This is a genomic window from Streptosporangium becharense, from assembly GCF_014204985.1.
In the GTDB taxonomy this organism is placed as follows: domain Bacteria; phylum Actinomycetota; class Actinomycetes; order Streptosporangiales; family Streptosporangiaceae; genus Streptosporangium; species Streptosporangium becharense.
On record NZ_JACHMP010000001.1, the window covers coordinates 1157823 to 1171379 of the forward strand.

A 13557-nucleotide genomic window follows, 5' to 3' on the forward strand; every position below is an offset into this window, starting at 1 on the left:
CGGCGAGGCGGTGCGTGCCCGGACGGCGGGCGGTGCTAGTAGATCGGGCGAGAGGAGGAGCGCAGCCGCTCCAGCGCCTCGGCCAGGATCTGGGCGCCGTCCTTGTCGCTGCGCCGCTCCTTGACGTACGCGAGGTGCGTCTTGTAAGGCTCGTTGCGCGGCGGCGCGGGCGGGTTGGCCTCATCCTGACCGGCCGGGAGGCCGCACCGGGGGCAGTCCCAGAACTCGGGAACGGCCGCGTCGCTGGCGAAGCTGGGACGCGTCACATGCATGTTGGCGCACCAGAAGGGGACCCGCACGCGGGGAGCCGCCTCGCCGCGCTCCGCCTCCCCCATCGGGCCGGCACCGACACGGCTGCCACGGATCGCGTTGCCACTACCCACGGATGAACTCCTCGCTCGATGGCCCCGCCGCTTGAGATGCGGGGCACTGAACCACTGTCACGCCTGTCTGAGCCCAGGTCAGGGCTTCAGGAGCAGGCCAAGCGCGATGATGCACACGAACCAGACCACACCGGTGATAATGGTGAGCCTGTCGAGGTTGCGCTCGACCACCGAGGACCCTCCGAACGACGACGAGAAACCGCCACCGAACAGATCCGAAAGGCCGCCGCCCTTGCCCTTGTGGAGCAGGACGAGCAGCACCATCAGCGAGCTCGACAGGATGAGGGCGATGGAGATTCCGATTGTCACCGTTGACCTGTTCCCTATGTGCGCGTGACCCGCGTCCGGGCACGACCCTTGTGTGACGCCTGAGGCGTGACGATTCAAACCTGCTCTAAGAGGGTATGACCTGCTGTCAAGTCACACCCCCCGAATGGCTCAGTCAGCCGGACATTTCACCGAAACGGCATAGCTTGACGAACTCCCCGGGATCGAGGCTCGCGCCGCCGACCAGGGCACCGTCGACATCGGGCTGGGCCATGATGCCGGTGATGTTGTCAGACTTGACCGACCCACCGTAAAGGATACGTACCCCGGCGGCCACTTCGGCGTCATACAGCTCGGCGAGTCGGGCCCGAAGCGCTCCGCAGACCTCCTGGGCGTCGTCGGGCGTCGCCACCTCACCGGTGCCGATCGCCCACACCGGCTCGTAGGCGAGCACCACCGACGCGGCCTGCTCCGCGGTGACCTTGCGCAACGCCCCGTCGAGCTGCGAGACGCTGAAGGACACCTGCCCGCCCGCCTGGCGGACGGGCAGGCCCTCCCCCACGCACACGATGGGGGTGAGCCCGTGCCGGTAGGCCGCCAGCACCTTGGCGTTGACGACGTCGTCGTCCTCGCCGTGGTACTGGCGCCGCTCGGAGTGGCCGACGGTGACGAAGGAGCACCCGAGCTTGGCGAGCATGGCTCCGGAGATCTCCCCGGTGTAGGCGCCGCCGTCGTGCGCCGACAGGTCCTGCGCGCCGTAGACGATGCGCAGCTTGTCGCCGTCCACGAGGGTCTGCACGCTGCGCAGGTCGGTGAACGGGGGCAGCACCGCCACGTCGACCTTGTCGAAGTCCTTGTCGTTGAGCGCGAACGCCAGCTTCTGGGTGTGCGCGATGGCCTCAAGGTGGTTGAGGTTCATCTTCCAGTTGCCGGCGATGAGCGGCTTACGCGTGGTGGCGCTCATCGGTCACCGAACCGGTTCACTTGTCCTCCAGGGCGACGAGGCCGGGCAGGGTCTTGCCCTCCAGGTACTCCAGGCTGGCGCCGCCGCCGGTGGAGATGTGCGAGAAGCCGTCCTCGGGCAGGCCGAGCCGGCGCACCGCGGCCGCGGAGTCGCCGCCGCCGACGACCGTGAAGGCCTCCGACCCGATCAGCGCCTCGGCGACCGCGCGGGTCCCGCCGGAGAACGCCTCGAACTCGAAGACGCCCATCGGGCCGTTCCAGAACACGGTGCGGGCGTCGGCCAGCTTGCCCGCGAACAGCTCGCGGGTGCGCGGGCCGATGTCGAGACCCTGCCGGTCGGCCGGGATCGCGGTGACGTCCACCACTTCGTACTCGGTGTCCTCGGCGAACTCCACGGCCGCCAGCACGTCGACCGGGAGGACGAGCTCCACGCCGCGCTTGGCCGCCTCGTCGAGGAAACCGCGCACCTGGTCGAGCTGGTCCTCCTGGAGCAGCGACCGGCCGACCTCGTAGCCCTGCGCCTTCAGGAAGGTGTAGGCCATCCCGCCGCCGATCAGCAGCCGATCGACCTTGGTGAGCAGGTTGCCGATGACGCCGAGCTTGTCGGAGACCTTGGCTCCGCCCAGCACCACGGCGTACGGCCGCTCGGGAGCCTCGGTCAGCTTCTCCAGCACCCGGACCTCGGCCAGCACCAGCTGACCGGCCGCGTGCGGCAGCAGGCCGGGCACGTCGTAGACGCTGGCGTGCTTGCGGTGCACCGCGCCGAAGCCGTCGCCCACGTACAGGTCGGCGAGGGCGGCCAGCTTCTCGGCGAACGCCGCGCGCTCGGCGTCGTCCTTGGACTCCTCGCCGGGCTCGAAGCGCAGGTTCTCCAGCAGCGCCACCTGCCCGTCCTGGAGCGCCTCCACGGTGGCCCGCGCCGACTCCCCGACCACGTCCGTGGCGAAGGCGACGTCGGCGCCCAGGAGCTCACCCAGGCGTTCGGCGACCGGGGCCAGTGAGTACTCGGGGTTGGGCCGGCCCTTGGGACGGCCCAGGTGAGCCGTGACGATCACACGCGCTCCCTTGCCGGCGAGCTCCCTGATCGTCGGCACCGAGGCGCGGATGCGGCCGTCGTCGGTGATGACGTCCCCGTCGAGGGGGACGTTGAGGTCGGCACGGACGAGGACGCGCCGACCCGCCACGTCGAACTCGGACAGGTCCTTCATCAGACGCCGCGACCGACCAGCTCGATGAGGTCCACGAGACGGTTGGAGTAGCCCCACTCGTTGTCGTACCAGCCGACGACCTTGACCTGGTTGCCGGTCACCTTGGTGAGGCCTGCGTCGAAGATGCAGGACGACGGGTCGGTGACGATGTCGCTGGAGACGATCGGGTCCTCGGTGTAGGTGAGGTACCCCTTGAGCTCACCCTCGGCCGCCGCCTTGAGCGCGGCGTTGACCTCCTCGACGGTGGTCTCGCGGCCGACCTCGACGGTGAGGTCCGTGGCCGAGCCGGTGGGGATCGGCACGCGCAGCGCGTAGCCGTCGAGCCTGCCCTTGAGCTCGGGCAGCACCAGGCCGATGGCCTTGGCCGCGCCGGTCGAGGTCGGCACGATGTTCAACGCGGCGGCGCGTGCACGGCGCAGGTCCTTGTGCGGGCCGTCCTGCAGGTTCTGGTCCTGCGTGTAGGCGTGGATGGTGGTCATCAGACCCTTCTCGATGCCGAAGGTGTCGTTGATGACCTTGGCCATAGGGGCCAGGCAGTTGGTGGTGCAGGACGCGTTGGAGATGATCGTGTGCTGGGCCGGGTCGTACTTGTCGTGGTTGACGCCCATCACGATGGTGACGTCCTCGTTCTTGGCCGGGGCCGAGATGATGACCTTCTTGGCACCGTTGTCGGCGTGCACCCGGGCCTTGGTGGCGTCGGTGAACAGGCCGGTGGACTCGACCACGACGTCCACGCCCAGGTCGCCCCAGGGCAGCTTGGCCGGGTCGCGCTCGGCGAACACCTTGATCGCCTTGCCGTCCACGATGATCTCGTCGGCGGTGCTCTTCACCTCGTAAGGCAGGCGGCCGAGGATGCTGTCGTACTTGAGCAGGTGGGCGAGCGTAGCGTTGTCGGTCAGGTCGTTGACCGCAACGATCTCGATGTCCTTGCCGCTGGCAGCGACCGCACGCCAGAAGTTGCGGCCGATGCGGCCGAATCCGTTGACCCCTACGCGGATGCTCACTGTGCAGATCTCCTCGTACGTCGGTGCGCCGGCCGGTGGAACCCGGCGGCTTGGGGCGGGCTGGAACCTCAACCACGCACCCTATCGGACCCAAATTGGTGTAGACCACTGGTGGGGTGGCCTTCGGCATTCCCCACCCCATGAACGTGTATCGCACCGTTCAAGCGAAGTGCCCGAATCGCCCCTTCAAACGCGTCCATCCCCTGGAAAATCCGCTGTCACGGACGACGATCCGTCTCCGGCCGCCCGGCTCCCGGGGCGTACCCGAGCACCTCTCGCGGGCATGCTCGCGCGTCTCGGAGGGCGTTTCGGGGGCGGCTCCCCGGGGCGTGCTCGCGCGTCTCGAAGGGGCGTGTCCGGGCGTCCCGGGGCCGTAGCGCTCGCGCGTCTCGGCGGGCGTCCCCGGCTGGCGTGCCCAGGCGTCTTCCGGGAGTGCGGCTCCCGGGATCAGGCCCACGGCCTCCCGGCGTGACCCACGCGTTTCGGGGCGTCCCCGGCTGGCGTGCCCAAACGTCCCCCGGGGGCACGGCTCCCCCGATGGCGTACCCGCGGCGTCCCGGGAGGCGCCCGGCGCGCCGGGCGGGCGAAGAGGCCCTACGGGGCCAGCATGTCGACGGTGAGGTTGGCCTCGGTGTTGGGGATGCCGATGTCCTGGGCACGCTTGTCGGCCATGGCCAGCAGCCGGCGGATACGGCCCGCGATGGCGTCCTTGGTCAACGGCGGGTCGGCGAGCTGCCCGAGCTCCTCCAGGGACGCCTGCTTGTGCTCCACCCGCAGGCGGCCGGCGACCACCAGGTGCTCGGGGGCGTCCTCACCGAGGATCTCCAGAGCGCGCTGGACCCTGGCGCCCGCGGCGACCGCGGCGCGGGCGGAGCGGCGCAGGTTGGCGTCGTCGAAGTTGGCCAGCCGGTTGGCCGTCGCCCGGACCTCGCGGCGCATCCGCCGCTCCTCCCAGGCCAGCACGCTGTCGTGGGCCCCCAGCCGGGTCAGCAGGGCGCCGATGGCGTCGCCGTCGCGGACCACGACCCGGTCGACGCCGCGGACCTCGCGGGCCTTGGCGTGGATCTTCAGCCTCCGGGCCGATCCGACCAGCGCCAGCGCGGCCTCCGGACCGGGACAGGTGACCTCCAGCGACATGGAGCGCCCCGGCTCGGTCAGCGAGCCGTGCGCCAGGAACGCCCCCCTCCAGGCGGCCTCGGCGTCACAGGTCGCCCCGGCGACGACCTGGCGCGGCAGACCGCGGACCGGCCGGCCGTGGTTGTCGATCAGGCCGGTCTGCCGGGCGAGCGCCTCACCGTCGCGGTAGACCCGGACGAGATAACGCGAGCCCTTGCGCAACCCGGCGGGGGCCAGCACGAGCACCTCCGCCTTGTGCCCGAAGACCTCGCCGATGTCCTTGATGAGCCGCCGGGCGGTGACATTGGTGTCGAGCTCGGCCTCGATCACGATCCGTCCGCTCACCAGGTGCAACCCGCTCGCGAAGCGAAGGAGCGTCGACACCTCGGCCTTACGGCAGCAAGGCTTCAGGACCGGCAGCCTGCTCAGCTCGTCCTTCACCACACCTGTCATCGCCATGTGCGTTCGTCCTCCCCCATACAGACCCCATGCGGCCCGAGATACGTCAGGCTCACAGAAGTTTCTCGCACTCCCAAGCACCGCTGACCAGGATCAACGCTTCTCACGGAAAATCTCGTCCAGGACGGAGGCAAGACGTTGCGCATCGTGTCGCGGGGAGCCGTCCCGCTCGGCGACGGGGGCCAGCACCAGCCTCCCGCCGAATCCGGCCGCGGCCTTCTCCAGTTCCTCCCGGTCGTCGGCCACCCCGGTGTCGGCGAGGACCACGTCGACCTCCAGGGAAGGCGCGTGCTCCCGCAGCACCTCCAGGTGTTTCTGCGGGGAGAACCCGTCGGTCTCGCCGGGCTGAGGTGCCAGGTTCAGCGCCACCAGCCTGCGGGCGCGCGTGTCGTGCAGCGCCTCGGCCAGCTCCGGCACCATCAGGTGGGGCAGCACGCTGGTGAACCAGGAACCGGGCCCGAAGATCACCCAGTCGGCGGAACGGACCGCCTCGACGGCCTCGGCGCACGCGGGCGGGTCGGCCGGCACCAGTGAGATGGCCCGGACCCTGCCGGGGGTCAGCGCGCAGGCCACCTGGCCGCGCACCGTGCTCACCAGCCCGTCCAGCTCCACCTCGGCGACGATGTCGAGCGGCACCGACGACATCGGCAGCACCCGGCCGTGCGCGCCCAGCAACCGCCCGACCCAGTCGAGCCCGGCGACCGTGTCGCCCAGGCGCTCCCACAGGGCCACGATCAGCAGATTGCCGACCGCGTGACCGTGCAGATCGCCCTCGCTGCGGAAACGGTGCTGGACGACCTCGCTCCAGGTGCGGCCCCAGTCGTCGTCACCGCACAGCGCGGCCAGGGCCATCCTCAGGTCTCCCGGGGGCAGCACACCGAGCTCACGGCGGAGCCGACCGCTCGACCCCCCGTCATCGGCGACCGTGACCACCGCCGTCAGCTGCGAGGCGACCCTGCGTAACGCCGACAGCGAGGCGTAGAGCCCGTGTCCGCCGCCCAGCGCGACGACCTTGGGGCCCCCGTCCGCCTGCGGCCCGTATTCGGGACCCCGGGCTGTCGCCGTCCCGTACTCGGGCCCCCCGTCCGCCCGCGGGCCGTACCCGGGGCCCCGGGCTGTTGCCGTCCCGTACTCGGAGCCCCCGTCCGCTCCCGGCCCGTATTCGAAACCTTCGGCCGCTCCCGGCCCGTGCTCGAGACCCTCATTCACTCCCGGCCCACATCCCGATGACTCACCTGCACGTCCATGCCACCCCGGTCCCGCAACCGCACGGCGATCTGCTCGGCCATGGCGACGCTGCGGTGCTTGCCGCCGGTGCAGCCGACGGCGAGCGTGGCGTAGCTCTTGCCCTCGCGGGTGTAGCCGGAGGCGATGATGCCCAGCACCTCCTCGTAGGCGTCGAGGAGCTCCTTCGCACCCGCTTGGTTGAGAACGTACTCCCGTACGGGAGTGTCGAGGCCGTTCATCGGACGAAGCTCGGGCACCCAGTGGGGATTGGGCAGGAACCGGCAGTCGACGACCAGGTCGGCGTCGACCGGCAGGCCGTACTTGTAACCGAAGGAGACCACGTTGACACGGAGCCCGGGCCGGTTCTCGCCGCCGAAGAAGGCAACGATCTTGCCGCGCAGCTCGTGGACGTTGAGGTTGGAGGTGTCGATCACCAGGTCGGCGTTGGCCCGGACCTCACGCAGGATGCCCCGTTCCCGCGCGATGCCGTCGACCAGGCGGCCGTCGCCCTGGAGCGGGTGGGGGCGGCGGACGTTCTCGAACCTGCGGACCAGTTCCTCGTCGCTGGCCTCCAGGAACACCACGCGCACGCCGACGCCGCGCCCCTCCAGCTCCTCGATCGCGGTGTTGAGGTCGGTGGTGAAAGCCAGGCTCCGCACGTCGACGACCGCGGCCACCTTGTCGGCGGCGAGCTTGACCCGCCCGGCCTCCTCGGCCATGGCGAACAACAGGCCCGGCGGCAGGTTGTCGATGACGAACCAGCCCAGGTCTTCCAGGGCCTTCGCGGCGGTGCTCCGCCCCGCCCCGGACATGCCGGTGACGACGACGAAGGCTGTGTCTCTCTCGCTCATGGGTTCTGCCCCTTCAAGGCCGACACGATCGTCTCGGCCGTCGAGGGGCCGATCCCGGGGACCTCGCAGATCTGCGCCGCGGTCGCCTCCCGCAGCCGTTTGACCGATCCGAAATGTTTGATCAGCGCCTGCCTGCGGGCCGGGCCGAGACCGGGGACCTCGTCCAGAGCACTCTGCTGAACACTCTTCGACCGCTTGGACCGATGGTAGGCGATGGCGAAGCGGTGAGCTTCGTCGCGTACCCGCTGAAGCAGGTAAAGGGCCTCGCTGGAGCGGGGCAGGATCACCGGCAGGTCATCTCCGGGGAGCCAGACCTCCTCCAGCCGCTTGGCCAGGCCGCAGACCGCCACGTCGTCCACGCCCAGCTCGTCGAGGGCCCTGCGGGCGGCGGCCGCCTGGGCCGGGCCGCCGTCGACGACGACCAGGTGCGGCGGGTAGGCGAACTTGCGCGGCCTGCCGGTCTCCGGGTCGATGCCGGAGGGCTGCTCCCCACCCGGCTCCGCCCCGGCGTCGGCGTCGAGGTCACCGGTGGCGGAACGCTCCTCCAGATAGCGCTTGAACCGGCGTGAGATCACCTCGTGGATGGAGGCCACGTCGCCCTCGGCGGAGCGCACGGCGAACCTGCGGTACTCGCTCTTGCGGGCCAGGCCGTCCTCGAACACCACCATCGAGGCCACCACGTTGGTGCCCTGGATGTGGGAGACGTCGTAACACTCGATGCGCAACGGCACCTGGTCGAGACCGAGGGCGTCGGCGACCTCCTGCAGCGCCCTGCTGCGCGAGGTCAGGTCGCTGGCCCGCTTGAGCTTGTGCTGGTTGAGCGCCTCCTTGGCGTTGCGCTCGACGGTCTCCAGCAGCGACCTCTTGTCTCCGCGCTGCGGAACCCTGATCTCCACCCGGGCCCCGCGGTGCTCGCTCAGCAGCTCGGCGACCGCCTCGGCGTCCGGCGGCGGCGCGGGGACCAGCACCTCCCTGGGCAGCGACTCCGCGGCGGCGTCGCCGTACATCTGCAGCAGGAACTGCTCGACCAGCTCCCCTGGACCGGTCTCCTCGACCTTGTCGACCACCCAGCCGCGCTGCCCCCTGATCCGCCCGCCGCGGACGTAGAAGACGTGGACCGCCGCCTCCAGCGGATCCTCCGCCAGGGCGATCACGTCGCAGTCGGTGTTGTCGCCGAGCACCACGGCCTGCTTCTCCATCGCCCGCTGGAGCGCCTGGACGTCGTCGCGCAGCCGGGCGGCCCGCTCGTACTCCTGCTCTGCGGCGGCCTCGCGCATCTCACGCTCCAGCCGCTTGATGAACCGGCCGGTGTTGCCCGCCATGAAGTCGCAGAAATCCTCGGCCAGCCCGCGGTGCTCCTCGGCGGTGACCCGGCTGACGCAGGGGGCGGAGCACTTGTCGATGTAGCCCAGCAGGCACGGGCGGCCGATCTGCCCCGCCCGGCGGAACACGCCCGTCGAGCAGCTCCTGATCGGGAAGACCCGGAGCAGCAGGTCGACGGTCTCCCGGATCGCCCAGGCGTGGGAGTAGGGACCGAAGTAACGGGTGCCCTTGCGCTTGGCCCCGCGCAGCACCTGGACCCGGGGGAACTCCTCCCCCATGGTGACCGCGAGGTAGGGATAGGACTTGTCGTCGCGGTATTTGACGTTGAACCGCGGGTCGTACTCCTTGATCCAGGAGTATTCGAGCTGGAGGGCCTCGACCTCGGTGCCGACGACCGTCCAGTCGACGCCGACGGCGGTCGTGAGCATGGTCTGGGTGCGCGGATGGAGGCCCGCGAAGTCGGCGAAGTAGGAGTTGAGGCGCTGGCGGAGGCTCTTGGCCTTGCCCACGTAGATGACCCGGCCTTCGGCGTCTTTGAACCGGTAGACACCGGGGGATTCGGGGATCGACCCCGGCTTCGGCCGGAAACCCACCGGACCGTTCACAGATCTCGCCACGTGAAAAGCCTATCGGCCCCCACCGACAGGATCCCTGCCCACGCGGCCCTTCCGGGCCCTCGGGAGAACCTTCGGCGAACTGCTGCGGCAACCGCGCACGAGCCCCCGGCGGACTCACACGGGAGCCTCGCACGAGCCCCCGGCGGAGACTCACACAGGAACCTCGCACGAGCCCTTGGCGGACTCGCACGGGAGCCCGGATGGAACACGGACGGGCTCCCACGGGAACCTCGGCCGGAACGCGGGCGGCCCGGCGGCCGGGACGGTTCCCGGCGGCCGGGCCGCACCGGTGCTCAGGCGAGGGTGATGGAGTCGCCGTCGACCTTGATCTGCTTCTCCTCCAGCGGCTTCTTCGCCGGCCCCTCCGTCACGGAACCATCGTTGATCTTGAACCTGCTGTTGTGGCACGGGCACACGATCACGCCGTCCTCGACGCTGCCCACGTCGCACCCCTGGTGGGGGCAGACGGAGGTGAATGCCTTGAACTGCCCGGCCGTGGGCTGGGTGATGACGATCTTCTGTTCCTTGAAGACCTTGCCGCCGCCCTCCGGGATGTCGGCGGTCTTGGCCAGGGCCTGCGCCCCGGAGTCGCCCGGCTGGGCCGCGGCGCCGGTCTCGGGAGCGGACGACGTGGTGGCAGAGGTGTCACCGCCGCCCGCGGCCGGCTCGCCGTACCCTGAGCACGCGGTCAGGAGCGCGGCCACGCCGGCGCCTCCGGCGCTCAACATCACCGCGCGGCGTGTGGTCTCTGTCATGGTCGCCCTCCCAGGGGGTCATCATCTTCAGGTGCGGTCCGAAGCCCGATGACGGTTCAGCATGCCGTAGGCCGTGTCAGAAAACTGTGAAGAAATACGCCCATCCCACATGTTCCGGAGCACCCGGATTCGCTGACCGGGAGAAAAACCCTGGTCACCGCCGGTAGTGCCCGCCACGACCTCCGGCCGGAACCATCCGGCACACCTCAGCTCTGAGGCATCCGGTCACCCGTCCGTACGGCGGGACCGCCGTCACCGCCGGTCACGGCCGCCCGCACGACGTCCGTGTCGAATCGCACCTGTTCCGTCCGTCGGTCATCGTTCGCCTCCATGACGTCCACGCCGTATCGAGCCCATTCCGTCACCGCCGATCGCCGTCCGCCCACACGGCATCCCACGCCGTACCGGACCCGTGCCACCGCCGCCGGGCCCCGCTGCGGAACGTCCGCGCGGGAGCCCGGCCTCGTCCCCGGCCTCAGACGCCCAGGATCTTGCGCAGGAAGCGGCCGGTGTGGCTCTCCTCGACCAGGGCGACCTCCTCGGGCGTGCCCGTGGCGATCACCGTTCCGCCCTTGGAGCCGCCCTCGGGACCCATGTCGATCAGCCAGTCGGCAGTCTTGATCACGTCGAGGTTGTGCTCGATCACGATGACCGTGTTGCCGCCGTCGACGAGCTTGCCGAGCACGCCGAGCAGCCGCCGGATGTCCTCGAAGTGCAGGCCGGTGGTGGGCTCGTCCAGCACGTAGATCGTCCGGCCGGTGGAGCGGCGCTGCAGTTCGGCGGCGAGCTTGACACGCTGGGCCTCGCCGCCGGACAGGGTCGTGGCGGGCTGGCCGAGCCGGACGTACCCCAGGCCGACGTCGTTGAGCGTCTGCAGGTAGCGCTTGATCGACGGGATGGAGTCGAAGAAGCCCAGGGCCTCCTCGATCGGCATGTCGAGCACCTCGGCGATCGTCTTGCCCTTGTAGTGGACCTCCAGGGTCTCCCGGTTGTAGCGGGCACCGTGGCAGACCTCACACGGGACGTAGACGTCCGGCAGGAAGTTCATCTCGATCTTCAGGGTGCCGTCTCCGGAACACGCCTCGCACCGGCCGCCCTTGACGTTGAAGCTGAAACGGCCCTTCTGGTAGCCCCGGACCTTCGCCTCGGTGGTCTGCGCGAACAGGTCGCGGACCTTGTCGAAGACACCCGTGTAGGTCGCCGGGTTGGAGCGGGGGGTGCGGCCGATGGGTGACTGGTCGACGTGCACGACCTTGTCGACCAGGTCCATCCCGGTGATGCGCGAGTGCCGCCCCGGAACGGTGCGCGCGCCGTTGAGCTCCTTGGCCAGCGCGCTGTAGAGGATGTCGTTGACCAGCGTCGACTTGCCGGACCCCGAGACACCGGTGACCGCGGTGAACACGCCGAGGGGGAACTCGACGTCGACGCCCTTGAGGTTGTGTTCCCGGGCACCCTTCACCGTGATCTGCCGTTTCCGGTCGCGCTTGCGCCGGGCGGCGGGGACGGCGATGCTCCTGCGACCCGACAGGTAGGCGCCGGTCATCGAGTCCTCGCAGGCCAGAAGCTCGGGCACCGTGCCGGAGACGACGACCTGACCACCGTGCTCACCGGCGCCGGGACCGATGTCGACCACCCAGTCGGCGGCGGCGATGGTGTCTTCGTCGTGCTCGACCACGATCAGCGTGTTGCCCATGTCGCGGAGCCTGATGAGGGTCTCCAGCAGACGCTGGTTGTCGCGCTGGTGCAGGCCGATGGACGGCTCGTCGAGCACGTACAGCACACCGACCAGGCCGGAGCCGATCTGGGTGGCCAGCCGGATCCGCTGCGCCTCGCCGCCCGCGAGGGTGCCGGAGGCGCGGTCCATCGTCAGGTAGTCGAGGCCGACGTCGAGCAGGAAACCCATCCGGGCGTTGATCTCCTTGACCACCCGCTCGGCGATGTGCATGTCACGCTCGGAGAGCCGCAGCCCGGCCAGGAACCGCGCGCAGTCGCCGATCGACATGGCGGAGACCTCGGCGATCGAACGGCCGTCGACCGTGACCGCCAGGGAGACGGGCTTGAGTCTCGCGCCCTTGCACGCCGGGCACGGGACCTCCCGCATGTAGCCTTCGTACTTCTCCCGCATGCCGTCGCTGTCGGACTCGGCGTGACGGCGCTGCAGCCAGGGGATCGCCCCCTCGAAGGTGGTGTAGTAGGAGCGCTGGCGGCCGTAGCGGTTGCTGTAGCGGACGTGGACCTGCTCGTCGTAGCCGTGCAGGAGGGCCTTCTGCGCCTTCTTGGGCAGCCGCTCCCAGGGGGTGTCGAGATTGAACCCCATGGCCAGGCCGAGCGCCTCGACCAGGCGGATGAAGTAGTCGCTGGTGTGCCCCCCGGCCCACGGGAAGATCGCACCCTCGCGCAGGGTCTTCTCCGGGTCGGACACGATCAGCTCGGGGTCGACCTCCATCCGGACCCCCAGGCCGGTGCACTCCGGGCAGGCGCCGAAGGGCGAGTTGAAGGAGAACGAGCGGGGCTCCAGCTCCTCGAACGACAGATCGTCGTAGGGGCAGTGGAGATGCTCGGAGTAGAAGCGCTCACGGTTGGGGTCGTCCTCAGGGAGGTCGACGAACTCCAGCGTGATCGTGCCGCCCGACAGCTGCAGGGCGGTCTCCACCGACCCGGTCAGCCGGCTGCCCGCCCCCTCCTTCACCGCGAGACGGTCGACGATCACCTCGATGTCGTGCTTCTCCTGCTTCTTCAGCGTCGGCGGCTGGTCCAGCCGGACCACCGTGCCGTCGACGCGGGCGCGGGCGAAGCCCTTGGCCTGCAGCTGGCTGAACAGCTCGGCGTACTCCCCCTTGCGGCCGCGGATCACCGGGGCGAGCACCTGGAAGCGGGTGCCCTCGGGAAGCTCCATCACCCGGTCGACGATCTGCTCCGGGCTCTGCTTGGCGATCGGGCGCCCGCACTGCGGGCAGTGCGGCTTGCCGATGCGCGCCCACAGCAGGCGCAGGTAGTCGTAGACCTCGGTGATCGTGCCGACGGTCGAGCGGGGGTTGCGGCTGGTCGACTTCTGGTCGATCGACACCGCGGGCGAGAGCCCCTCGATGAAGTCGACGTCGGGCTTGTCCATCTGCCCGAGGAACTGCCGCGCGTACGCCGACAGCGACTCGACATAGCGACGCTGGCCCTCGGCGAAGATCGTGTCGAAGGCGAGACTGGACTTTCCCGATCCGGAGAGTCCAGTGAAGACGATCAGAGAGTCTCGCGGGAGGTCCAGCGAGACGTCCTTGAGGTTGTGTTCACGTGCGCCACGCACGATGAGGCGGTCAGCCACAGCAGTCCCGACGTCGGTGTTGAAGGGTCAAGAGCGGTCGCGGGAAGAGTAGCGAGCGGGTCCGACAA

General features: G+C 69.9%; 11 protein-coding genes. All 11 read right to left on the bottom strand.

Features of this window, described 5'->3' with window-relative positions:
• Positions 1-35 precede the first annotated feature (35 nt).
• A complete protein-coding gene (locus F4562_RS05050) occupies positions 36-383 on the bottom strand; it encodes an RNA polymerase-binding protein RbpA (RefSeq protein ID WP_184548179.1) in 348 nt (115 codons plus the stop codon).
• Between the two features lie 78 nt (positions 384-461).
• Complete coding sequence (secG, locus tag F4562_RS05055; protein ID WP_184548176.1) at positions 462-692, bottom strand: preprotein translocase subunit SecG; 231 nt, start codon at positions 690-692, stop codon at positions 462-464.
• Positions 693-825: 133 nt separating this feature from the next.
• Positions 826-1614: a triose-phosphate isomerase gene (gene tpiA, locus F4562_RS05060; protein WP_184548174.1), complete on the bottom strand. Its 789-nt coding sequence runs from the start codon at positions 1612-1614 to the stop codon at positions 826-828.
• Between the two features lie 16 nt (positions 1615-1630).
• Positions 1631-2821, bottom strand: a complete 1191-nt coding sequence (locus F4562_RS05065) for a phosphoglycerate kinase (protein ID WP_184548172.1) — start codon at positions 2819-2821, stop codon at positions 1631-1633.
• Positions 2821-3825 carry a type I glyceraldehyde-3-phosphate dehydrogenase gene (gene gap / locus F4562_RS05070; RefSeq protein WP_184548170.1) on the bottom strand — a complete coding sequence of 335 codons (1005 nt, stop codon included), beginning with the start codon at positions 3823-3825 and terminating at the stop codon, positions 2821-2823. Before gap ends, F4562_RS05065 begins: the two co-directional genes overlap by 1 nt.
• 594 nt (positions 3826-4419) lie before the next feature.
• The gene (gene whiA, locus F4562_RS05075; RefSeq protein ID WP_184548168.1) at positions 4420-5400 is read right to left on the bottom strand and encodes a DNA-binding protein WhiA; all 981 of its coding nucleotides are present in this window, start codon (positions 5398-5400) and stop codon (positions 4420-4422) included.
• Between the two features lie 93 nt (positions 5401-5493).
• Positions 5494-6402: a gluconeogenesis factor YvcK family protein gene (locus tag F4562_RS05080; protein ID WP_184548345.1), complete on the bottom strand. Its 909-nt coding sequence runs from the start codon at positions 6400-6402 to the stop codon at positions 5494-5496.
• Between the two features lie 203 nt (positions 6403-6605).
• The gene (rapZ, locus tag F4562_RS05085; RefSeq protein WP_184548166.1) at positions 6606-7478 is read right to left on the bottom strand and encodes an RNase adapter RapZ; all 873 of its coding nucleotides are present in this window, start codon (positions 7476-7478) and stop codon (positions 6606-6608) included.
• The gene (uvrC, locus tag F4562_RS05090; protein WP_184548343.1) at positions 7475-9406 is read right to left on the bottom strand and encodes an excinuclease ABC subunit UvrC; all 1932 of its coding nucleotides are present in this window, start codon (positions 9404-9406) and stop codon (positions 7475-7477) included. The genes rapZ and uvrC overlap by 4 nt, the downstream gene beginning before the upstream one ends.
• A 305-nt stretch (positions 9407-9711) precedes the next feature.
• The gene (locus F4562_RS05095; protein ID WP_184548164.1) at positions 9712-10173 is read right to left on the bottom strand and encodes a Rieske (2Fe-2S) protein; all 462 of its coding nucleotides are present in this window, start codon (positions 10171-10173) and stop codon (positions 9712-9714) included.
• 475 nt (positions 10174-10648) lie between these two features.
• On the bottom strand, positions 10649-13489 hold the full coding sequence (gene uvrA / locus F4562_RS05100) for an excinuclease ABC subunit UvrA (RefSeq protein WP_184548162.1): 2841 nt from the start codon (positions 13487-13489) through the stop codon (positions 10649-10651).
• Between the last annotated feature and the right edge of the window lie 68 nt (positions 13490-13557).

Excerpts from the sequence above, each read along its gene's own strand:
- tpiA (WP_184548174.1), bottom strand. The coding sequence starts at position 1,614 with ATGAGCGCCACCACGCGTAAGCCGCTCATCGCCGGCAACTGGAAGATG.
- F4562_RS05065 (WP_184548172.1), bottom strand. The coding sequence starts at position 2,821 with ATGAAGGACCTGTCCGAGTTCGACGTGGCGGGTCGGCGCGTCCTCGTC.
- whiA (WP_184548168.1), bottom strand. The coding sequence starts at position 5,400 with ATGGCGATGACAGGTGTGGTGAAGGACGAGCTGAGCAGGCTGCCGGTC.
- rapZ (WP_184548166.1), bottom strand. The coding sequence starts at position 7,478 with ATGAGCGAGAGAGACACAGCCTTCGTCGTCGTCACCGGCATGTCCGGG.
- F4562_RS05095 (WP_184548164.1), bottom strand. The coding sequence starts at position 10,173 with ATGACAGAGACCACACGCCGCGCGGTGATGTTGAGCGCCGGAGGCGCC.